The sequence below is a fragment of the Flavimaribacter sediminis genome (assembly GCF_019492055.1).
GTDB classification, from domain to species: domain Bacteria; phylum Pseudomonadota; class Alphaproteobacteria; order Rhizobiales; family Rhizobiaceae; genus Flavimaribacter; species Flavimaribacter sediminis.
The window spans coordinates 738,094-759,693 of sequence record NZ_JAICBX010000002.1 but is presented as its reverse complement, the minus strand read 5'-3'; the positions used below and the strand labels follow the sequence as shown (position 1 = coordinate 759,693).

Sequence of the window (21,600 nt, the reverse complement as noted above, 5' to 3'; positions counted from 1 at the left end):
ATGGAAACCCGGAAGAAAGAGCCGAACGTAAAACTCTATACGCCACTGAGCCGAGCCTTGCGGATTGTCCAGTTGCTGGCGCGAGAAAAGGATGGCCTGCCGTTAAGCATGATCGGTCAAGTCATGGGGCTGGCAAAAAGCGCCACACACCGGCTGCTGACGACGCTTCAGAATGATGGCTACGTCATGCAGGACCCGATATCGGAACGGTACATGCTGACGCTGAGATTTTCTGCGCTTGGTTTTCGTTATGTTGGAACAATGGGTCTGACCGATGCGGCGCAGCCACTCCTGGACGGACTTGCGGAAAAATCCGGCGAACTGGTGCAATTGGCAATCGTGGATGGCGATGGCCTCGTCTGGGTGGCCTGGTCCCAGGGATCAAGTTCGCCTTTGCGATATGAACCCAAGGCGGGACGCGAAGTAATTCTGCACACTACCGGCGCAGGCGCCTGCTGGCTGGCTTCTTTGAGCGACGAAGACGCCCTCAAGATTATACGGCGGGTCGGATTCTCCAACCCGACAACGCCCGGTTACGGCGAGCATGCGGTGCGAGACGAGGAAGAACTCCTGGAAAAGCTGCGTCTCACTCGAGAGCAGGGATACGGAGTCAATTTTCAGGAAGGAGAAGCAGGAGTGAACGCCATCGCAGTTGCGGTGCGCAACGAAACGATGCCCGACGCTCCGGTTGTTGGATCGCTGGCCATTTCAGGACCGGCCGCACGTACGACAGAGGACTTTCTGGTGGGCTTATTACCAGAACTGCAAACCACCGCCCTCCATCTCAGCGAGATATGGCCGATGCGCGTCCAACTGCTGGAAGGGATGCATAAAGCCAATCCCGGTTCAAAATAATGAAGGAAGTACAAGTGCTTGATAAGACCGAACGCAAAAAGCGACTTGCAGCAGATATTGGAGGCACCTTTACCGACGTTGCAGCCTTCGATGAACGAAGTGGCGAACTTCGACTCGGAAAGGTTTTGTCACAGCCGCATGACCTTGTCGGCGGGATCACCAATGGAATTGGCGCAACCGGTGTAGATATCTCGGATACGAACCTTTTCTTTCATGGCAGCACGATAGCGATCAATACTTTGCTGGAGCGCAAAGGCGCTCGCACTGCTCTTTTGACGACCGCCGGTTTCCGCGACATCTATGAGATCGGCCGCATCAACCGGCCAGATTCCTTCAATCTCTATTTTCGCAAACACTTGCCGCTTATCGAACGGCAATTCCGACTTGAGGTAAACGAGCGCCTTTATGCAGATGGTTCGGTCTGCCGGAAGCTCGATATGGATGAAATCGCAGCGATAGCGGATCGATTGGAGCAGATGGAAATCGAAGCTGTCGCCATCCTCTTCTTGCACTCCTATCGCAATCCGGAGCATGAAATAAAGGTGCGGGATTATCTGAAAGATCGCCTGCCGCAGGTCTTTATTACTGCATCCCACGAATTGTCACAGGAATACCGGGAGTTCGAAAGAACCTCGACGGTTGCGGCCAACGCCTATGTCGGGCCGAAGGTCAATCACTATATGGGGCAACTGGACAGCCATCTCAGCCAGGGTGATTTTCCGGGTTCACTCCTGATCGTCAAATCGAGCGGTGGGCTTTATTCCGCGCCGGAAGCCCGGACTCATTGCATCTGGATGCTTGAATCAGGACCGGCGGCCGGCGTTGTCGGAGCCAAGGAGTTGTGTGAGGTCATTGGACTGAAAGACGCAATTGCCTTTGATATGGGTGGGACAACCGCAAAAGCAGGCGTCATCAAGGACGGGCAGCCATTGACGACTTCCAATGTCATGGTTGGCGGATATCGGGAAGGTTTGCCGATACAGATGACGATGATCGATATCCATGAGGTCGGGACCGGCGGCGGCAGTATCGCCAAGGTAGGGCCTGGTGGTTCGGTTCGGGTAGGACCGGAAAGCGCCGGAGCCGATCCCGGTCCAGCTTGTTATGCTCTCGGCGGCTCGAAGCCCACTGTCACCGACGCCAATCTCATCCTGGGCCGCCTCGCTCCGGACCGGTTTCTCGGCGGCAACATGCGACTGGATCCTGAAGCGGCGAGGAAAGCTCTTGTCGAAAATTTATGTTCTCCGCTGGGTCTTGAATTGAAGGAAGCTGCGGCCGGAATACTTAAAATCGCGGTCAACGCCATGTCCCATTCTGTCAAGGGCGTGACGAGCGAGCGCGGTCTCGATCCTGGAGCTTTCGATGTCCTGATAGCCTATGGCGGAGCAGGGCCGCTCCATGCTTCCGCTGTGGCTCGCGAACTCGGTATTCGGCGTGTTCTCATTCCCGCCGCTCCGGGACATTTCGCCGCCACCGGTATGTTGCGCACCGATCTGCGACACGATTTCACCCGGTCAATCTTCAAACAGCTCGATGATCTCCCCTTCAAGGTAATGATCGGTCATTACGAAGAAATGGAAGGCGAAGCGCGCCAACTTATCGAAGACACGGGAATAAGTGTTTCCAGCATTGTGATGCAGCGTGGCATCGATATGCGTTACGTTGAACAGGAACATGCCGCGACGGTCGAGCTGCCCGACGAAGTACTCAAACGTTTTGACATCGCAGAAATCAGGCGGCTTTTCGATGAGAAACACTTGCATCTCTACGGACACGCTTCGCCGGAAAAACCAGTTGAAATGGTGAGTTTGCGCAGTTCGGTCAGGGGTGTCCTTCCCAAACCCAATGCCGAGAGGACTGAACGTAGCGGACAGACGTCGCTTGATCAGGCGTTTACCGGCGCGCGAGACGTCTGCTTCGATGTATCGGAAGGTTATGTTGAGACGCCGACCTATGCGAGAGACCAACTCCAGGCCGGCAACACGATCTCAGGCCCCGCCCTCGTTGAGGAATATGCATCAACGACAGTCGTCTTTCCCGGCGACACGCTCGAAGTCGATGAACTCGGAAATCTCCTCATCAACACAAGAAAGGCTTGATCATGTCTAATGCGGCTATTGTTACCGAAGAAGACGCCGAGGCGCGTGTCGATCCGATAACCGTCGAACTCGTGCGCAACGGATTGATCGCTGCGAGTGAAGAGATGAAGACGGTCCTTATGCGGACCGCCTACAACATGATCATCTACGAGGCGCTCGATTTTACCGTCGGCCTGTTCGATGCCAGGGGCCAAACTCTTTCGATCAGCCTCGGCCTGCCGATGTTCATTCGCGGCATGGGGGATACCGTACGCGCCAAGGTTGAGCATTTCGGACCGGAGAATATCCAGCCCGGTGATGTCCTGCTCACCAATGACGCCTACATTACAGGATCGCATCTCAATCATCCGACATTCTCTCAGCCTATCTTTCACGAAGGCAGACTGGTCGCGTTCGCATCGTGTATGGCCCACTGGATCGACATCGGCGGGGTCTTGAGCGGGGTTACGACAGATATTTTTTCAGAAGGGCTGCAGATACCGGTCGTCAAATATTACAAGGCCGGACAACTGAACCAGGACTTGCATGACCTTATCCGGATGAATGTACGGATGCCCGAACGCGCCATGGGTGACCTTCAGGCGCAGCTTGCGAGCATCCGGGCCGGCGCCCGCCAGTTCGAGGCGTTAATGAATCGCTATGGCGGCGATGCAGTCATGGCCAGCATCGATGCAATCCTTGATCAGAGCGAAGCGGCTGCGCGGGAGCAACTCAGGCAGATTCCTGACGGCGTATACGAAGCGGAATCTTTCATGGACGACGACGCGATCGAAATCGGAAAGCCGGTTCCTCTGCAAGTTCGCGTCGAGGTGAGCGGAGACACGATGACCGTTGATTTGAGCAACGTCAGCCCGCAGGTCAGGGGATTCTACAATACAGGCGCCGGGGAAGCTTGCGCTCAAGTTGCCTTCAAGTGTCTGGCTGCGTCACAGGAATATCCAATCAACGACGGCACCTATCGTCCGCTGAAGGTCATAAATCCGAAGGGTACTGTTCTCAATGCCCGACGTCCGGCGCCCATGCGCCTGTGGATGACCTATCCCATGACCGTTATCGACACGATCTTCAAGGCCCTGGCTCCTACATTGCCGGACAGTGTCATCGCAGGTCATCATGCCGACCTGATGGTTGCAAACGTAAACGGCAAGGATCCGGAAACCGAAGATATATTCCTGTATCTTGGCGGTCTGATAGGCGGCGGATGGGGAGCAAAATCGCAGGAAGATGGCGTCAATGCCACAATATGCATCAACGACGGGGACACTCACAACGGTCCGGTAGAGCAAGTTGAGAACAAGTATCCGTTGATCATTCGAAAATATGCGCTGCGAGAGGATTCTGGTGGCGCCGGGGAATTTCGTGGCGGGCTGGGTACCGTCCAGGAATGTGAGGCACTGGCACCGATCAACTTCCAGACAAGAATCGAGCGCGTCAACAATCCCCCGCACGGCCTGTTCGGCGGAATGCCGGGTATGGGCAATCAGGTTGCAGTACGCCGCAGCAACGGTGAGGAGACGGTTTTCCCCAATGGCAAGCTGACTGATCAGCTCGAGGCGGGTGAAGCCTATATTCTCCGTTCCGGCGGAGGCGGGGGATTTGGACCACCCGGAAAGCGGAATCCCGCTTCGATCAGGCACGATATTGTACAGGGATATGTCAGTGCCGAAGCGGCGAAATGTGACTACGGCTTCACCATGGAAGCCGAGGATTGAAATCAACCCGGTATATGGTTGGTAGCAGTTAGTGAGGTATTTGAAAGATGAAGCTGGTCAGCTTTCGTAAAGATGGACGCCAGTCCTACGGCGCCGTCGTGAATGGCAATGTGATCGATGCAGGAATGAAATTCGCAGACAGGTGGTCGAGTCTGAAAACTGCCTTGGCGGACAAAGACGGTCTGAATCAAATCGAACTTGCCCTCGATACGGATCTTCCGGCCCATGATATGGGAAATGTCGAAATGCTTCCACCGGTGCCAGACGCCTCGAAAATATTCTGCATCGGTCTGAATTATCGGACCCACATCGCGGAAACAGGACGAGATACGCCTACCCAACCCATGGTTTTTTCGCGTTTTTCAGATTCTCTTGTCGGTAGTAGGGTTCCTTTGATCAAACCGAAGGTCTCGGATCAATTTGACTTCGAAGGCGAACTTGCCGTCGTCATCGGGCAGCGGTGTCGTCATGTGAGAACAGAAGATGCACTTGGCTATGTCGCAGGTTATTCTTGCATCAACGAGGGGTCCGTACGCGATTATCAGCGTTTCACCACACAGTATCTGGCCGGGAAAACGTTTTGGCATTCCGGTGGCTTTGGGCCGTGGCTGACAACTTCCGACGAGATACCGGACCCCCACGCTTTGTTGTTGACCACTAGGCTTAACGGCCAGGTCATGCAGGAGGCGTCAACTTCAGACCTCCTTTTCAGTGTGCCGGAACTGATCTCTTACATTTCGAAGATTTGTCCGCTCGACCCAGGTGATGTTATCGCAACAGGAACAACCGGAGGTGTTGGGGCTGCGCGAAAGCCTCCTGTGTGGATGAAAAAAGGAGACAAAGTCGAGGTGGAAATTTCCTCGATCGGAATCCTGAGCAACACCATTGAGGACGAAATCCTGGAATAGAAATGGGAAGTGAAATCGCCGGCATCTCAGCTGTTGACCGGCGAAATAGCAGAATAAGGTTGAAGGCGGGCGGCAGGTCGTATGTCGTGACCGTTCATCGGTGGGCAGGCGACACCGGTCTCGTCAATGGATTGGTTCTTGGCAGGGTGGCCGAGGGCAGCGCGGCTGACGCAACTTTGCGATCGGCATAGTGAAGGTATTGGGGCTGGGCCGTTACGAAGTATATCGCTGGAGGTGCTTTTTAGGACCTCTGCACGGGATGGAGTTGCTCGTTCCGTCAATCAAGTTCTGTTTAGATCACGACGCTTCGTAAATGTCCGGTTTCCCGGATATTCACGGAACCGTTTAACGGCAGTAATAGAGGCGCAATGTAGTCCGGCCGTTTCGGGGCCGACAGAGGACTGACGGCCTTCGGGCGCAAGTTGGGAGAAGCTGACATCCAATCGATATCGGCAAATTTGAGCAATATCCCTTCTGATTGAATCGAAGGGATTCCCAAATCGGTTTTGATGTGATTCATCCTTCTGGCTGGAACAGGAGGCCAGCCAGGATGACAGCACCTCTATCCAATGATCTGCGAAAACGCGTAGTCCGGGCCATAGAAAGCGGGCTTTCACGGCGGCACAGCGCGGCAATGCTCTCCTCGCCACGAAGGCCCGCCAGAACAATCCTGATCTTCTCCTCGGCAGAGTAGTGTTTGCGGGTTTTCCTTTTGATACCCCTGACCAACTTGTCAGCGGCTTCCTTCGATGTTCCGGATGTCTTGCTCATCTTCGCTCCATAATGGCTTCGATGAACCAGAAATCCTCCGTTGCTCAAACCCCTATTTCTGTCCGGTAGGCGCTGACGTCAGACAATATTTCCGATTGGCTCCAGAAGACGGCGGTGGTTGAACCAGTCGACCCATTCCAGGGTGGCGATTTCAACGGCTTCGAAGTTTCTCCAGGGGCCGCGTCGATGAATGACCTCGGCCTTGTAAAGACCATTGATCGTTTCTGCGAGCGCATTGTCATAGCTGTCGCCAATACTTCCGACAGAAGGCTCGACGCCGGCTTCCGCCAATCGCTCGGAATAGCGAATGGATACGTATTGAACGCCCCTGTCGGAGTGGTGCACGAGGCCACCGCCGTGAGCAGGCCGCCGATCATGAAGCGCCTGTTCCAAAGCGTCGAGAACGAAGGTCGCATGCGCCGTCCGGCTGACGCGCCAGCCGACAATCCGCCGGGCGTATGCATCAATGACGAAAGCGACGTACACGAAGCCTTGCCAGGTGGCCACGTAGGTGAAATCCGAAACCCAGAGCCTATTCGGCGCGGGAGCCTTGAACTGACGGTTCATTCGGTCGAGTGGGCTGGGGGCGGATTTGTCCGGGAACGTCGTGTTGATCGGCTTGCCACGGATGATCCCCTGAAGACCCATGGCCTTCATAAGTCGGGCCACGGTGCATCGGGCAACGCCGAAACCCTCCCGCTGCAATTGCCGCCAGACCTTGCGCACGCCATAGACCCGGAAGTTCTCCTCAAAGACACGGCGGATCTCGATCTTCAGAGCGATATCGCGGCGGGCGCGGGCCGATAGCCGGTCCACGTCCTCACGCTTGGCGATGTTGTCGTAATAAGTCGACGGGGCAATCGGCAACAGTCGGCAGATCGGCTCGACCCCAAACGCCAGACGGTATTCATCGATGAAGGAAATCATCGCTTCAATGGGCGGTCGAGCTCCGCCTGGGCAAAATAAGCAGATGCCTTGCGCAATATCTCATTGGCCTGACGAAGCTCGCGGTTCTCCCGCTCAAGAGCCTTCATCTTCTCCGCCACATCGCTCGGCAGGCCCGCTCTCTTGCCGCTGTCAACCTCGGTCTTCTTGACCCATTCATGCAGCGTCGCAGGCGAGCAGCCAATCTTGGCGGCGATTGAGGAAACGGCCGCCCACCGGGACGGATGTTCGGCTTCGTGGTCCAGCACCATGCGGATGGCTCGCTGACGCACTTCAGGTGAAAATTTGTTCGTTGTCTTGCTCATATCGACTCCACTTTCTCAGAAGTTGGAGCCTCCGGCAAATCCGGTGCGGTTCAGGTTTCTGACCGAGTGGAACTCAAAGTGGACATCCAAAATATTTCCCACTGTTTCAATTGCGTCACCGGCTCGACGGCGAAAAAGTTCCATTTTCATCCGTCAAGAGCGCTTCGGCTTTCGACGCGGAGTGGACCTCCGATCAGACTTCAGCGAATGTCGGTATCCTGGCCCGTTCAAGACGTTCCATCTATGTCGCAGACATGGAGCATGAATACGGGGTTCTGGGATGCGGAGGGGCTCGCCGGAATACGCCTTCCCATGCTGTTTATCGCCGGCAGCGACGACGATGTCTCCGGCTATGAAAAAGGAACCCGGGCGATCTTCGAAGGCGCGGTCAACACGGATCGGTATCTGCTTACCTTCCAGTTCGCCAACCACAATGCGGCCGCGCCGATGCCGGCTCCGGCCGAATCCTGGGAACCGTAGGAGCATCTCGATTTCGTTCCCATCGAGCACTACGCGGACGCTGTCTGGGATACCGTACGGATGAACAACATCACCCAGCACTTCGTCACCGCCTTCTTCGGCGAATACCTGAAGGGTGACAGCGAATTGGCCACCTATCTGTATGTGGTCGAGAACTCCGGCGACGGTGTGGTCGCGCTCAATGACGACGGGACCGAGAAACCCGAGCACACCTATTGGAAAGGTTTCACTCCGCGGACCGCAAAGGGGCTCACACTGGAGCACACGACAAAAGGCGAATAGCTGACGTCGTCACTCGACAAGCTTGCCGAGGAGGCGTGACAGCGTCTCCCGTTCCCTGGCCGTCAGCCTGGAGAGAAAATTGTCCTGGTGCTCCAGGGCAGTCGGGGCCAAGGTATCGAAAAGATCCCATCCCTGATCCGTCAATTGCCACTGGTTGCGTTTGAGATTCTCCGGGTCCTTGCGATGCGAAACCCTTTTTGCCTTTTCGAGGCTGCGCAGGGACCGGCTGACGGTCATCTTCTCCATGTTGAGCGATCGCGCGATTTCCTCTCCGGAGCTCATCGGACTGGCGGCAAGTGCATTGATCACGCGCCATTCGGACAGGGTCAGCTTCAGCCGCCTGCTGTGCTCCTCCATGAATGGCTTGACCATCCGGTTCATCGTCAGGATGAGGCGGTAGGCAACCGTATCGCGAAGGCGTATGTCCCGACGGGGTTCGGAAGGATGATTTGCGGTCATGGATTTCTGTTCGGATAGTGAATCAACCGGGCAACCATAGTGTAACGGCAGGAACGAGGACAATCATGGTCAGCAGGACAAGGAGTGCGAGTAGAAACGGCATCGTCTCCCGTACCACTTGGAGCGCCGGCGCCTGCGCCTGGGCAGCGGTGATGTAAAGCAGGATCCCGACCGGAGGCGTGATCAGCCCGATCGACGTCGAAAGGACGACGACGATGCCGAGATGCGTAATATCAATGCCGCTTGCCAGTGCAGCCGGCACCAGCATCGGTACAAGTACGACGAGGATCGTCACCGGTTCGAGTATTGTGCCGGCGATGATGAGGCCAAGCGCCATCAGCGCGAGGATGGTGGTCGGGCCGAACTGCATGTCCAGCAGGAATAGTGCGAGATTGTTTGCCACGCTGAGCCGGGCGACGATCCAGATGAAGGCGCCTGAAACGCCGATGATGATCAGCACGCGAGCAGCGTCGAGGGCCGCCTGCACGACGCCCTGGAAAAGCTGCTTCAGATTGGCTTCCCGATAGATCACAGTGCTGACGATCGTCGCATAGAGGGCGGCCACGGCGCCGATCTCCGATGTCGTGGCAAAACCGCCGATAAGCCCGACAATCACCAGAACCGGCATGAGCAGTGCCAGAAAACTGGCGCGGAAGGCGGCAATGAGTTCACCGATCCCCTGCCATTTCGAAGCTGGATAGCGGCGCCGGCGGGCGATGATGTAAGAGGCGACCAGCAGGAATGCGCCCATCAGAAGTCCTGGAACAATACCGGCCAGGAACAGCGAGCCTACGGACGCACCGGTGAACAGGGCAAAGATCACCATCGGGATGGATGGTGGTATGACGAGCCCGATAGTGGCGGAGGCGGCAGTCACCGCCGCTGCATAGGAGGGGCTGTATCCATCCCGCTTCATGGCAGGGATCATGACCGAACCGACGGCGGCAGCATCTGCAACGGCCGATCCGGATATGCCCGCGAATACGACGCTGGCCGCGATGTTCGCGTGGGAAAGGCCGCCCCTGATATGGGCGATCATGGCGCGGGCAAGCCTGAGCAGCCGGGCGCTCATGCCGCCGACATTCATGATCGTGCCGGCCAGGAAGAAATAGGGGATGGCCGTGAAAGCCTGGTTGTCGAGGCCCTGCTGAAATGTCTGGACGACCACCAGCGGCGACATCAGCGGCGCGAAGGCGATGGCAAAGACGACTACCCCGAACGCCATCGACAAAAAGACCGGCACGCCGGTCAGAATGGTGATCAGCATGACGCCGAATAGGGTGGCGAGTTCGGCAATCATGAAGTCTGATCCGAAGCGGAGGTATATCGGCTCCCGGTCGCAAGATTAAGGAGGCCCGCGATGACGAGCAGCAAGGCGCCCGCCATCATCGGGTAGTATTTGATATCGCCGGTCGTTCCCAGCGACGGGATGTCGATATTGGCAAAGGCGGCAAGCGCATCCTGCCCGTAATAGAGGAGTGCTGCGCCACCGGCTACGATTCCCGCATCGACGACGAGTGCCAGTGCAGATGCCCTGCCTTTCCCGCTGCCCGATATCAGTTCGACGGCGATGTGGCCGCGCATCAGCCAAAGCGCCGGTGCGCCGATCCAGGCGAGAGACTGCATCAGGATGACAGTGACATCTCCGGTCCATACAAAACCCGACCCGGCGAAATAGCGCATGATTACCTGGACGATCTCCAGCATCGTCATGGCGACAAGCAGCGCGGCAAGCATGACCGAGAGTGTCTTAGTCAGCAGGCTGTGAAACCGTTTTGCCATCTCACCTGTCTCGTTGCAGTTTCGCAGCCGGCAGGATCGGCCGATTTCTGCAAACGACCGCCTGCCGGCATCCCGGGAGGATCACCTGTCACATATTATGCAGTTCGTCGTAGAGACCGGCCGGCCAGGCTTTGCCGTCGAGACCGCTGATCATGCCCGACACCGCTTCCATGAATGCGTCCCTGTCAGGTTCGGCGACAGTCACGCCGAGCTCTTCCAGCTTGGCATAGGCATCTTTCATCTGCTGTTCGTAGATGGCCTTTCCGTCTTCACCGGCTTTGCTTGCGGCTTCGAGGACCCAGCCTTGCTGCTCCTCGGAGAGGTTGGCCCAGGCCTGTGGCGAGAAGAATACGCCGACGCCCGAACGCAGATAGTCTATGGGCGTGTAATTCGCCTGATCCTCGTAATAGCCCGCTCCGACGAAATCGATAACGCCGTTGTCCTGGCCGTCGACGAGGCCTGTCTTGAGTGCGAGCACCAGTTCGGATGCCTTGAGCGGCGTTGCGGTGGCGCCCCAGCTTTCGAAGGCCTGGATGATGAAGGGGTGACCCGGTGTCCGTATCTTCAAGCCCTTCAGGTCCGCCGGTGTCTTGACCGGCGTGCTCTTTGTCGACACGGCGCGGGGCGGACGGTCGCCTACGAACCCGGCATAGACCACCCCGGTCTTTTCCTGGACGTCAGCCATCATCTCCTTGAACTTGTCGGAGTCCAGAAAGCGGTGGAACTGCGCTTGATCCTTGAACAGGAATGGCGCCCAGGTGACGAGGAAGGGGGCGCCTTCTTTCATCATGATAATGGCGCCTATATCGATCAGATGGATATCCAGCGAGTTGGTCCGCGTCTGAACCCACATCTCCGGAGGACTGCCCAGCGCTCCGCCCGGGATAATCTCCACGGTCATTGTGCCGCCGGAAAGCTCCTTGAGATTGTCGGCGAAGCGTTCTGCAGCCTGGTGATAGGTGGTTTGCGGCGGGGCAACATGGCCCAGCGTGAGTTTGACGGTGTCCTGTGCAGAGACCGGCGCCAATGCCGACAATCCCATGACTGCGGACAGCCCGATAACTGCCAACGTGTGTTGAATTTTCATGATGTTCCTCCCTGATCGTGGTGAGAAGTGCGACGATCAATATGTAACATATGTTACTAACATACTTTTGTCACCACTAATTTTTCGAACGTGCACATGCAGCTTTCATATTGACTGGCAGCAATATATTTGTAACAAATGTTACTAACGGGAGGAAATCTTGGATTACGAAATTCGCCAGCTCAGTCCGATGCAGCGGATGGCCAGCCGAAACATGCTGCGCATGGTTCAGGAGTCCGCCGGCGTTACGGTTCACGGTGAATTCCCGGCTGACGGTCTGGTGGAGTTCCAGGATGAACGAAACAGGGACCGGAGAAGCCGCGGTCTCGACCGGATAACTCCAACCCATCTTCTGGTGAAATGTCTGGCGGTTGCTCTGAAGCGGCACCCGTCGCTCAATGCCCATTTCGACGGATCGGATCTCAAATGCTTTCGCTCCTCCAATATAGGGCTCGCGGTCGCGACCGATGACGGCGATCTGATCGTGCCGGTCATCCGCGCCGCAGATACACTTTCTCTGGACGAGGTGGCGGCCTGTGCACGCGACCTTGCCGGCCGCGCCCGGAGCGGGAAGCTCCAGCTTGCCGAAACCAGAGGCGCGACTTTCACGCTGAGCAGCGTGGCCGGCTTTCCGTCGGTCCTGTTCGCAACGCCTGTCGTGCCGTTGCCGCAGGTCGCCATCCTCGCGGTCGGTGCGATCAGGCAGGCGCCCGTCGCGGCACATGGCCAACTCGGCATTGGCCATGTTCTGCCGGTGAGCCTGTCTTTCGATCATCGCCCGATCAATGGCGCGGCGGCATCTGCCTTTCTCGAAACCCTTTCGCGGATCGTCGGCGATCCCGCGGAACATCTGACATCAACCGAGACGCAAACCGGGAAAACCAAGACATGATCGACATAACGATTCCGGATGTGGGCGAAGGCGTTACCGAAGCCACCATCGTGCAATGGAACTACGCGGTCGGAGACACGGTGGAAAAAGGAGCCGTCGTCGTCGAGGTCATGACCGACAAGGTCAATATGGAGGTCGAGACCGAAAGCGCTGGTTTCCTCACCGAGATTCTGCATGGGGCCGACGAGGAACTCCCGGTCGGCACCGTTATCGGGCGTATCGATCCGGGCAGGCAATCATGAACAACGCAACATCCCCGGCAACGACCGGCTCGAACCAGCTTCACATCGAACTCTATCATCTCATGACCATGTCGCGTGTCCTCGACAGGATCATCGGCGAGCATGACGGCCACTGGCATGGCCTTGAAGGAGAGGAGGCCGTGGCGGCCGGCGTCTATCACGGATTGCGGGCCGACGACGTGCTGGCGCCGCATTATCGCGGTACGATCATCGCCGCCTATGCAAAGGGCGCTGATCTCAGAACCCTGCTTGCCGGCGCCATGGGCAAGACGACCGGATACAATATGGGCCGCTACCGCAGCGACATCTGCGGGCCGGCCCAGTACAATCTGATCGGCCTCTATTCGGGTTCCCTCGGACCACCGCTCGGCTATGCGACCGGTGGCGCGCTGGCGGCCAAGCTCGACGGCCGCGACGACGTGGCGGTAGCCGTGTTTGGCGACGGCGGTTCGAGCCGCGGCGATTGCCATGAAGCCATGAACCTTGCTTCTGTACAGAAGTTGCCGGTCGTTTTCGTGTGCCAAAACAACCAGATCGCCATCTCTACTGAAAAGAAGAACGGTGTCGGCGGGTCGGTGGCCGAACGTGGCCGTAGTTTCGGCATGCTGGGCGTTGAAGTCGACGGCAACGACGTCCTTGCTGTCCACGGCGCCATGCAGGAGGCGATCGCCAGGGCTCGCGCCGGCGAGGGGCCAACGACGATCGAGGCTGTCACCTACCGTGTAGCCGGTCACTTTTATTCCGATGCCGAGGACTATCGCGACCCGGATGTCGTCGACAGGTGGCGGGAACGCGACCCGATCCGGGCCTACCGGTCATGGCTGGTCAAAGAAGGTGTCCTCGACGAGGCAGGACTCAACCGGATGGACGAGGAAGCGCGCGTACATGCGCAAACGGCCATGGACCGGGCACTCGCCGATCCTGCGCCGACGGCTGTCGACCTCGCGCCGGAACTGGTTTTTGCGCCGGATACGCCGCGTGAAGGAGAGCGTCCATGACCAGACAGACATTCCAGCAGGCCTGTGTCACCGCCATAGCCGAAGAGATGCGCAGGGACCGGGATGTTTTCGTTCTCGGCGAGGATGTCGGCACCTTTGGCGGACCGTTGAAATCCACCAATGGCCTCTGGGAGGAATTCGGTGGGGAAGGACGGGTCATCGACATGCCGATCTCGGAAGGCACCTTCGTCGGCGCTGCCGTGGGGGCGGCCATGCGCGGCAAGCGGCCGGTCGTCGATCTTATGTTCCTGGAGTTCCTTGCACTCGTCACCCAGCAATTCGGGCTTGATGCCGGGGCGATGCACTACTATTCGGGGGGAGCGATTTCGGTGCCGCTGGTCATGCGCGCCAAATACGGAGTGGGGCCTTTTCACGGCCACGCCTACGATTTTCACAGTTGGTTGCAGAATATTCCGGGTGTGAAGATCGTCGCCCCGTCCAATGCCGTCGATGCCAAGGGACTGATGCGGGCCGCGATCCGCGACAACAATCCGGTGCTGTTCCTGGAGCACATGGCTCTCTACCATGCCGGCCGGATGGAAGTTCCCGACGATGACGAATTCGTCGTGCCGATCGGTAAGGCTTGCGTACCCCGCCGCGGTTCCGACGTGACAATCGTCGCCTCGGCACTGATGACCAAACGATCGCTGGCGGCAGCCGAGACGCTGGAAGCCGAGGGAATTTCGGCCGAGGTGATCGATCTGCGCACCATCGTTCCCCTGGACGAGGAAACGATCCTGGAGTCCGTATCCAGGACGGGGCGGCTGGTGGTCGTCAGCGAGGCGATCAAGACCGGCGGTTCGCACAACGAAGTCGTCTCCGTCGTTGCCGAACAGGCCTTTGACAGGCTACGGGCGCCGATCCTTCGGGTTGCGCCGCCGCGCGTACCGGTTCCCTTCCACCGGGATCTCGAAAAGGCGTACCTCCCCGATGCTGCGGATATCATCGAAGCGGTGCATCGCGTGACCCGTCATTCCATTCCTGCCTGACGAAACAGACTACCTGTCCCGCCAGTGCCGGTCGCTGACGCGGATCGTCATGCCAATGTCGCGCAACAGGTGGCTGGACAGATCGCCCAGATGCTGTCTCTGACGTCGTCGGGACATCTCGATGCCGCAGTCCCTCCGAAAAAAGCGGTTGGCCTTGAACATGGTGATTCTCCTCGCAATGCCTCAGTGGCGGGTGTCTTCGTCAAGCTTGGTGACGAGCATGGCGACAGCCGGCCCAGCAACAACAAATGCGAGTATTGCGCTTGCGTCCGCAGAGACCGACCGGCGAGCGCCCTTTTGGCGGGCGGCGGCGATGTCAGGCTATCGTTGAATGAACGTCTCCTTCGTGCTCATTGCTGTCGGTCGTGGCAACGAAGCGGCGTCCGGTCTTCGGATGCAGATCGTATTCGCGAATCAGGCGCCGGATCGTCTTGTGATTGACGACAATGCCCTGTTGGCGCAGGACCGCACCGACGCGGCGATATCCGCAGGATTCGAATTCATCGCCGATGGCGAACATGGTCTCCGCGATTGCAGTGTCGTCGGCACGCCTCTTCGGGCGGTCATAGTAGGTGGAGCGCGCGATCCCCATCAATCGGCATCCTTCCGCGACGGAGATGCCGCGGGGCCGGTGACAACGGACGTATTTCCGCTTATCGGCCGTGGTGCGTTTTTTAGAGCCCCCTTAGGAACTCCAGTTCCAGAGCCTGCTTGCCGACGAGGCGTTCCAGCGCGGCGATCCGGGTTTCGTATTCCTGGAGCAGGTCGGCCGCCTGCGCATCTACGTCGAAGGCGCCTTCCTTATACTTGCGGACCCAAACACGGATCAGCTGGCGCTGGACATCATGGCGCTTTGCCAATCCGTGCAGCGTTTCGCCGGCGAGATACTCCTGCGCGACCTGACGCTTAAATTCGATACTGTGACTGCGATATCTTGCCATGGGTCTTCTCTCCGAAAACCCGACGGGCTGGTCAATTCCTCAATCCGATTTGTCCACTCCCAGGGGCGCACACCATGACAACTACGCGCCTCACGAGATCAATTTCAGGTTCCGATCCGGGTTTCTTTGATATCGCCCGAAACCGGCTGCGATGCAAAAGCAGTCCAGGCGTCATATTGAGACATAAATATTCGACCATTCAGCTGATCGATAAAATGTGATCGTTTCAGACGGTCCATAACCGGTCCCTTGACCTCGGAGAGATGAAGGCCGATTCCCATTTCAACCAGGCGGTGATTGATGGATTCAAGGCTTTCGAGAGCCGAATAGTCCACCTCGTTGACGGCGGAAAACATCAGCACGACGTTACGAAGTCCATTGCCGTCAATGATGCGGTGTTCAATCATTTCCTCGAGGAAACGGGTGTTCACGAAATACAGGCTTTCGTCCACGCGAAGTGTCAGGAGGGTCGGATCGGTTTCGACCTTGTGGCGCAGAATGTTGCGGAAGTGCTGGGTTCCGGGAACGAGGCCCACCTCGGCCACATGCGGACGCGATGTCTTGTAGAGTTGAAGGAGAACCGAAATCGCAACGCCAGCCGCGACTCCCAGTTCCACTCCCAGTCCCAATGTGAGCACGATCGTTGCGGCGACCGCCGTGAAATCCGCGCGCGAATAGTTCCAGGTCTTTTTCAGGATGGACAGGTCCACAAGACCAAGGACCGCGACGATGATCGTGGCTGCAAGCGTCGCGTTCGGAAGGTAGTAGACCAGCGGCGTCAGCGCTATAGCGGCAATGGTGAGACCAATGGCAGTGAACGCGCCTGCTGCAGGCGTTTCGGCTCCCGCGTCGAAATTGACAACCGACCGGGCGAAACCGCCGGTAACCGGGTAGCCGCCGGTAAATGCAGCGCCGAGGTTGGCGGCGCCGAGGCCGATCAGTTCCTGGTCCGGATTTACCCTTTGACGTTTCTTCGCGGCCAGGGTCTGTGCGACCGAGACGCTTTCGACAAATCCGATGATTGAGATGAGGATCGCGGGCGCGAGCAGCGCTTCCAGCAGAGCAGGCGAGAAATCCGGCAGAGTGAGCGGCGGCAGGCTCTGAGGGACTTCGCCGACAATCTTTACGCCCCGATCGGCCAAATCGAATCCCCAGACGGCGAGGGTTGTCGCCACAACGGCGACGACAGGACCGGCCTTCGTGGAGATATCCGCGAGGAGATCCGGCGCTCCGAGCCTTTTGAGCGTCGCTTTCAGGTTGTTGCGAATCCAGAACAGGAAGCCGGTCGCCAGCACGCCTATTGCGAGCGTGACGCTGTTGAGCTGCGAGAGATTCGCGACGATCGAACCCAGCATTTCAGGCAGTGTGCGCCCGCCGGCGCTGACGCCAAGGATGTGTTTCAACTGGCTCGTCGCAATCAGAATGCCCGAAGCGGCAATGAAGCCGGCGATGACCGGGTGACTGAGAAAATTGGCCAGGAAACCCAGCCGGAACACGCCCAGCATCAGAAGAAAGCCGCCCGAAAGAAATGCGAGGGTAAGCGCAGCCGCTGCGTAGCCCGCTGTGCCCTGTTCCGCGACCTGTCCGATCGCCGACGCGGTCAGGAGTGAAACGACGGCGACTGGCCCGACGGCCAGCGCGCGGCTCGTGCCGAATATCGCGTACAGGATGATGGGAACGATCGAGGCGTAGATGCCAGCTTCGGGTGGAAGGCCGGCCAGCATCGCGTAAGCAAGCGATTGCGGGATCAGCATGATCGTGACGATAACTGCCGCGATCATGTCGTTGGAAAAAGTCTGTCGGTTATAGGCCCGGGCCCAAACGAGGACGGGGACATAGCGGCTGAGTTGATCGATCATTCTGCGCCTCTGCTTTTGTGTCACATGGGAGGACCAATCCACGGAAGCGCAGTGTATATGACCCGGATTTTCGGTCAGTCTGCAGAGACCTGAAAAGTGCGCCGATCCAAACGTTTCCGGATCCGGAAGTCGTCCGGATCCGGGGAACTGAACCTATTCGGCCGCCGCCTTTTCGTCTTCGGAGCCAAACGTTTTTGCGAGTTTCGACGTAAACCTATTAAGCGGCACGCTCAGAACCGCCCGGCCTTTTGCGTCTTCCTCCGGAAGCCTGCCGCCGCGAATATTCACCTGGAGGGCGTAGAGCATACGGTTCGGCAACGGTAGCGTCGCGTCGCGTGTATCGCGCGTCTCGATATACTCTTCGCGGCTTATGCCATCCTTTACGTGTATGTTTGAGGCTTTGTGTTCTGCGACGGTGGCCATGCATGCTTCCTCACGTCCGCCCTTGCAGTAATCATGGCCGACGAAAATCCGGCTGTCTCCCGGATTGGCAAGGATCGCCTGTAGCGTTTCCCACATTTCAGCGGAAGAGCCGCCCGGAAAATCGCAACGCGATGTTCCGCTATCGGGCATCATGAATGTGTCATGCGCGAAAACCGCGTCGCCCATCGTGTAGGTGACCGAGGCCAGCGTGTGACCCGTTGATAGCGTAATATCAATATTGCAATTGCCAACTGTGATGCTGTCGCCCGGCTCGAAAAGCTGGTCCCAATACTCGGGATGGCCCTGCAGACTCTCGTCCGCATACATATCCGACCAGATCTCCTGAACCTTCAGAACCCGTTTGCCGATCGCCTGCCTGGGCGCGTCGCCCAGTTTTTCTTTGATGTAATTGGCGGATGAAAAATGATCGGCGTGGGGATGCGTGTCGAGAACCCATTCCACGTCCAGGTTTTCATTGGCGACATACGCCAGAATTTCGTCCGCGCTGTAGGTCCAGGTCGCGCCTGCGGCTGGATCGAAATCAAGTACGGGATCGATGATCACGGCTTTGCGCGTCTGCGGACACCAGGCCACATATTGCCATGATCCGCTGGCGCTTTCATAAAAGGCGGCGACATTCGGGCTGCCGGGATTGGAAGATGCCGGGTGGAACTGCATTTTCTGTTTCCTCTCTTTTTGACGACTAGATGCGCGCGGCTTTTGCTTCCTTGCGCACGCTGAAATTTGGCAGGAGCCTGGCAAGGAAGATTCCCGCCACGAGGGCAATTGTAAAGACGAAGACCTCCCAGCGGCCCGTTCCAAGCGCTGGCAGGGCGCCTCCCGGACAGAAGCCCGAAATGCCCCAGCCAATGCCGAAGACGGCCGATCCGCCGACAAGTTTTGCATCGATACTGCGCGACCCGGGCAGATAGAAATGTGGTTCGTATATGGGAGCGTTGCGTCCGAAAACCAGTTTGTATCCAACCAATGTCGTTATAAGCGCACCGCCCATAACGAGGATCAGCGATGGATCCCACTCGCCCGCAATATCAAAGAAATTAAGCACTTTCGCGGGGTTCGCCATGCCGGAGATCGAAATCCCGACGCCGAAGACGACGCCAATCAGGTAGGTTGCGATCAGTTTCATGGTTTCAGGCGCCGATCATGTGGCGGATGATGAACACGGTTGCGAAGGTGGAGGCCATGAAGGTCAGCGTCGCAACGATGGACCGGGGGCTGAGACGGGCCATCCCGCATACGCCGTGCCCGGAAGTGCAGCCGGAGCCTAACGTCACGCCAACCCCGACAATAAGGCCGCCGACCACAAGAGCTGCGGTTGACATCGGCGTCTCCACGGCGGGCATCTCGCCGGAAACCAGCCAGACGATCGCGGGGCCTGTGACCATGCCGGCCAACAGCGCCGCGCGCCATGCAAAATCGGACGCGGACGACGGCTGAAAGAACCCGGCGAGAATGCCTGTGGCTCCCATGATCCGGCCAATGAACAGCATCAGGAGGATCGAGGCGATTCCGATAAGCGCGCCGCCCGCCAGCGACGCCCAGGGCGTGAATGCGGTTTCGATCATTTGGCGGTCCGGCAGGTGCTCAAGCCAATGACCCGGTAAAGCGGGCAAAAGCCCGCCAGCGCCGTGATCACGAAAACGACGGCGACGATCACCGCGAGCCAGAACAGGGCGCCCGAAAACGGCGACGTCGCGCCGAATGCACCAAAAAGCAGCGCCGCTGCAATGACCAGACGCAGTACGCGGTCAATCATTCCCATATTTGTGGACATGTCCTCACTCCATACTCCATCGAAAAACAACGCGCTGATTATCGCATGGCGTGGCTCGCCGTGTCGGTGACATAGTCACAAAACGGATCGTGGAGACGGAAGCGGAGATTGATCAGCTATGTGCGCCTGACGACTTGACCAGTCGCGCGAGGCCGGAGCGTCCTGTCAGGCGCACCTCGCCGCGAGACTGCTCGATCCATCCCCGGCGCTGAAACTCCGACAATGTTCTGGAAACCACTTCCCGCGCCGTTCCGAGTTCTGTGGCGAGCACGGCGTGCGTGGCGTTGACAACATCATCAGGGTTCGCCAGTTCCAGCAGGCGGGAAGCCAGGCGCACATCCACGCGCTGGAATACGATGTCGTCGATGAGAGTGAAGAGATCGGTTATCCGTCTGGAGTACGCCGCGAAGACGAACTCTCGAAACGTCTTCGATTTCGCGACGAGTTCATCGAACGTCGCTCGCGGGATGGCGACGGCGGAAACGTCGGTTTCTGCTATTCCGTCTGCGGAATAATCTTCATGAGCCAGCATGCAGGCGGTGGTCAGCACGCAGCTTTCTCCCGCATGCACCCGGTAAAGGAAAACTTCGCGCCCGGTTTCAGATTTCTGCTGTACCCTGACGGTGCCTTCAAGCAACAGCAGCAGATTGTCGGATGACTGGCCCGGCGCGAATATCTGGGTTCCAGCCGGAACCGAGATGATCTGGCCACCCGATTCGAGCTCCGCGCGTATGTCGGCCGGCAACCGGCTCAGCCCCTCGAAACTGTCGATCCAAGTGTATTTCATCTTCTCTCTTGCCTCCCGCTGTCATGTGAATGCGGAGGGACCTGATAAGGTTGAAACGAATCGGTTCTACCGTCATCCGGCTCCCGGCGCCAACAGAACTCAGCTGGTGTCGCGCCTCGAACGCTTACGGATTTCAGATGAGCCGATATTGACGGGCCTTGTTGCGGAGGAAGGGCAGGCCACGATCCATCACTTCCTCGAAGCTGTTGGCCACCGGACGCCAGACGGACAGACCGTATGCCAGTTGCGGGGGCATGTTGATAAAGCTTTCCATCGCCATGCCACCCTTGTAACCGATCGCCGCCAGCGCGCCGAACACCGCGTCCCAGTCACAACATCCTTCTCCGGGCGTTCCACGGTCGCTTTCAGACAAGTGGATGTAACGAAGGTGGTCGCGGGCGTCGAGTATGCCGTTGGCGATCCCCTTTTCCTCGATATTCATATGGTAGGTGTCGAGGTGTATGAAGATGTTGTCGGCGCCGATCCTCTCGATCATGTCGCGCGCCTGCCATGCAGTGTTTATCAGGTGATTCTCGTACCTGTTGACCGGTTCAATTCCGAAGCCGATGCCGAGACGTCTGGCGTGTCCGGCGGCCGCCTCAAGCGCGCGCGCGACATTGTCATATTCTGGCTGTGTCGGAGGAAGACCGGTGCGTTCGCCGATACCGCCGAAGGTCACGCCGGACAGCGCTTCGGCTCCCATTGCCTTGGCGGTGTCCATTGCGTCTTTAAGATGCGCGATTGCGCCTTCGGGATTGACCGAACACCAGTTCTCCTTTGGCAAACCAAGCGAGCACACGGCTCGCAGATCGTGCTTTTCCAGCAGAGAACGTGTGTGTGCCGTGTCGACGACCGAAGTATCCAGAAGCGCGATCTCGATGAAATCCATCCCGTAGCGCGCAGCCGCCGGAATGGTGACTTCGGCCCCGTCTCGGTCCCAGTGCATTGTCCACATGCTTGTGTGAACGCCGAAACCCTGCATTTTCGCC

The 21,600-nt window shown here is 58.0% G+C and carries 25 protein-coding genes, 1 pseudogene and 1 other annotated feature; of the genes and pseudogenes, 10 read left to right on the top strand and 16 right to left on the bottom strand.

All coding sequences use genetic code 11. From position 1 onward, the window contains the following. Genes K1W69_RS11770 through K1W69_RS11755 form a run of 4 tightly spaced genes read left to right on the top strand, consistent with a single transcriptional unit; the run spans window position 1 to window position 5,574 of the window. Window positions 1-855: an IclR family transcriptional regulator gene (locus K1W69_RS11770; protein WP_220228541.1), complete on the top strand. Its 855-nt coding sequence runs from the start codon at window positions 1-3 to the stop codon at window positions 853-855. Then, window positions 855-2,954, top strand: coding sequence for a hydantoinase/oxoprolinase family protein (locus tag K1W69_RS11765; protein WP_258571008.1), 2,100 nt, complete (start codon window positions 855-857; stop codon window positions 2,952-2,954). Before K1W69_RS11770 ends, K1W69_RS11765 begins: the two co-directional genes overlap by 1 nt. 2 nt (window positions 2,955-2,956) lie before the next feature. After that, the gene (locus K1W69_RS11760; protein ID WP_258571007.1) at window positions 2,957-4,666 is read left to right on the top strand and encodes a hydantoinase B/oxoprolinase family protein; all 1,710 of its coding nucleotides are present in this window, start codon (window positions 2,957-2,959) and stop codon (window positions 4,664-4,666) included. A gap of 47 nt (window positions 4,667-4,713) precedes the next feature. Beyond that, a complete protein-coding gene (locus K1W69_RS11755) occupies window positions 4,714-5,574 on the top strand; it encodes a fumarylacetoacetate hydrolase family protein (protein WP_220228538.1) in 861 nt (286 codons plus the stop codon). Window positions 5,575-6,185: 611 nt separating this feature from the next. Here K1W69_RS11755 and K1W69_RS27040 read toward each other — a convergent pair. Continuing rightward, window positions 6,186-6,345: pseudogene (locus K1W69_RS27040) on the bottom strand (IS3 family transposase); the annotation flags it as partial. A gap of 78 nt (window positions 6,346-6,423) precedes the next feature. Next, window positions 6,424-7,595 (bottom strand): IS3 family transposase gene (locus K1W69_RS11745; protein WP_220228536.1). Its coding sequence is split into 2 segments (ribosomal slippage): window positions 6,424-7,307 and window positions 7,307-7,595, totalling 1,173 coding nucleotides; the frame shifts between segments, so codons are not numbered across the junction. Further along, window positions 7,198-7,314 (bottom strand) — a sequence feature (AL1L pseudoknot). (Overlaps the previous gene by 117 nt.) 261 nt (window positions 7,596-7,856) lie before the next feature. Between K1W69_RS11745 and K1W69_RS11740 the strand changes: the two genes are divergently transcribed. Further along, window positions 7,857-8,075, top strand: coding sequence for a hypothetical protein (locus K1W69_RS11740; protein ID WP_220228535.1), 219 nt, complete (start codon window positions 7,857-7,859; stop codon window positions 8,073-8,075). A 60-nt stretch (window positions 8,076-8,135) separates the two neighbouring features. After that, complete coding sequence (locus K1W69_RS11735) at window positions 8,136-8,357, top strand: hypothetical protein (RefSeq protein ID WP_220228534.1); 222 nt, start codon at window positions 8,136-8,138, stop codon at window positions 8,355-8,357. A 9-nt stretch (window positions 8,358-8,366) separates the two neighbouring features. Here the strand turns inward: K1W69_RS11735 and K1W69_RS11730 are convergent, their stop codons facing one another. The 4 genes from K1W69_RS11730 to K1W69_RS11715 all read right to left on the bottom strand — a co-directional run bounded on the left by K1W69_RS11730 (window position 8,367) and on the right by K1W69_RS11715 (window position 11,685). Further along, on the bottom strand, window positions 8,367-8,816 hold the full coding sequence (locus tag K1W69_RS11730) for a MarR family winged helix-turn-helix transcriptional regulator (protein WP_220228533.1): 450 nt from the start codon (window positions 8,814-8,816) through the stop codon (window positions 8,367-8,369). Between the two features lie 22 nt (window positions 8,817-8,838). Then, window positions 8,839-10,116: a TRAP transporter large permease gene (locus K1W69_RS11725; protein WP_220228532.1), complete on the bottom strand. Its 1,278-nt coding sequence runs from the start codon at window positions 10,114-10,116 to the stop codon at window positions 8,839-8,841. Further along, complete coding sequence (locus K1W69_RS11720; protein WP_220228531.1) at window positions 10,113-10,598, bottom strand: TRAP transporter small permease; 486 nt, start codon at window positions 10,596-10,598, stop codon at window positions 10,113-10,115. Before K1W69_RS11720 ends, K1W69_RS11725 begins: the two co-directional genes overlap by 4 nt. An 88-nt stretch (window positions 10,599-10,686) precedes the next feature. Then, window positions 10,687-11,685, bottom strand: a complete 999-nt coding sequence (locus tag K1W69_RS11715) for a TRAP transporter substrate-binding protein (protein WP_220228530.1) — start codon at window positions 11,683-11,685, stop codon at window positions 10,687-10,689. A gap of 160 nt (window positions 11,686-11,845) precedes the next feature. On the opposite strand from K1W69_RS11715, the gene K1W69_RS11710 reads away from it, so the two are divergent. The 4 genes from K1W69_RS11710 to K1W69_RS11695 are packed head-to-tail and all read left to right on the top strand — an operon-like array spanning window position 11,846 to window position 14,806. After that, on the top strand, window positions 11,846-12,577 hold the full coding sequence (locus K1W69_RS11710) for a 2-oxo acid dehydrogenase subunit E2 (RefSeq protein ID WP_220228529.1): 732 nt from the start codon (window positions 11,846-11,848) through the stop codon (window positions 12,575-12,577). Further along, complete coding sequence (locus tag K1W69_RS11705; protein ID WP_220228528.1) at window positions 12,574-12,819, top strand: biotin/lipoyl-containing protein; 246 nt, start codon at window positions 12,574-12,576, stop codon at window positions 12,817-12,819. Before K1W69_RS11710 ends, K1W69_RS11705 begins: the two co-directional genes overlap by 4 nt. Further along, the gene (locus tag K1W69_RS11700) at window positions 12,816-13,817 is read left to right on the top strand and encodes a thiamine pyrophosphate-dependent dehydrogenase E1 component subunit alpha (protein ID WP_220228527.1); all 1,002 of its coding nucleotides are present in this window, start codon (window positions 12,816-12,818) and stop codon (window positions 13,815-13,817) included. Before K1W69_RS11705 ends, K1W69_RS11700 begins: the two co-directional genes overlap by 4 nt. Next, window positions 13,814-14,806, top strand: a complete 993-nt coding sequence (locus K1W69_RS11695; protein WP_220228526.1) for an alpha-ketoacid dehydrogenase subunit beta — start codon at window positions 13,814-13,816, stop codon at window positions 14,804-14,806. The genes K1W69_RS11700 and K1W69_RS11695 overlap by 4 nt, the downstream gene beginning before the upstream one ends. Before the next feature lie 9 nt (window positions 14,807-14,815). On the opposite strand, the gene K1W69_RS11690 is transcribed toward K1W69_RS11695, so the two are convergent. From K1W69_RS11690 to K1W69_RS11645, 10 genes are all read right to left on the bottom strand, one after another. Continuing rightward, a complete protein-coding gene (locus tag K1W69_RS11690; RefSeq protein WP_220228525.1) occupies window positions 14,816-14,968 on the bottom strand; it encodes a YjiS-like domain-containing protein in 153 nt (50 codons plus the stop codon). 154 nt (window positions 14,969-15,122) lie between these two features. Beyond that, entirely contained in the window at window positions 15,123-15,398 is a 276-nt protein-coding gene (locus K1W69_RS11685; protein WP_220228524.1) for an IS3 family transposase, read from the bottom strand. 82 nt (window positions 15,399-15,480) lie between these two features. Then, window positions 15,481-15,747 carry a transposase gene (locus K1W69_RS11680; protein ID WP_258571006.1) on the bottom strand — a complete coding sequence of 89 codons (267 nt, stop codon included), beginning with the start codon at window positions 15,745-15,747 and terminating at the stop codon, window positions 15,481-15,483. A gap of 104 nt (window positions 15,748-15,851) precedes the next feature. Further along, the gene (locus K1W69_RS11675; RefSeq protein WP_220228523.1) at window positions 15,852-17,606 is read right to left on the bottom strand and encodes a SulP family inorganic anion transporter; all 1,755 of its coding nucleotides are present in this window, start codon (window positions 17,604-17,606) and stop codon (window positions 15,852-15,854) included. Window positions 17,607-17,759: 153 nt separating this feature from the next. Continuing rightward, entirely contained in the window at window positions 17,760-18,707 is a 948-nt protein-coding gene (locus K1W69_RS11670) for an MBL fold metallo-hydrolase (protein WP_220228522.1), read from the bottom strand. Between the two features lie 25 nt (window positions 18,708-18,732). After that, window positions 18,733-19,176: a DUF6691 family protein gene (locus K1W69_RS11665; RefSeq protein ID WP_220228521.1), complete on the bottom strand. Its 444-nt coding sequence runs from the start codon at window positions 19,174-19,176 to the stop codon at window positions 18,733-18,735. A 4-nt stretch (window positions 19,177-19,180) separates the two neighbouring features. Beyond that, window positions 19,181-19,615: a YeeE/YedE family protein gene (locus K1W69_RS11660; RefSeq protein WP_220228520.1), complete on the bottom strand. Its 435-nt coding sequence runs from the start codon at window positions 19,613-19,615 to the stop codon at window positions 19,181-19,183. Further along, on the bottom strand, window positions 19,612-19,824 hold the full coding sequence (locus tag K1W69_RS11655) for a YgaP family membrane protein (RefSeq protein WP_220228519.1): 213 nt from the start codon (window positions 19,822-19,824) through the stop codon (window positions 19,612-19,614). Before K1W69_RS11655 ends, K1W69_RS11660 begins: the two co-directional genes overlap by 4 nt. A gap of 112 nt (window positions 19,825-19,936) precedes the next feature. Continuing rightward, window positions 19,937-20,611 carry a Crp/Fnr family transcriptional regulator gene (locus K1W69_RS11650; RefSeq protein ID WP_220228518.1) on the bottom strand — a complete coding sequence of 225 codons (675 nt, stop codon included), beginning with the start codon at window positions 20,609-20,611 and terminating at the stop codon, window positions 19,937-19,939. A 133-nt stretch (window positions 20,612-20,744) separates the two neighbouring features. Further along, window positions 20,745-21,593: a sugar phosphate isomerase/epimerase family protein gene (locus K1W69_RS11645; protein ID WP_220228517.1), complete on the bottom strand. Its 849-nt coding sequence runs from the start codon at window positions 21,591-21,593 to the stop codon at window positions 20,745-20,747. Window positions 21,594-21,600 lie beyond the last annotated feature (7 nt).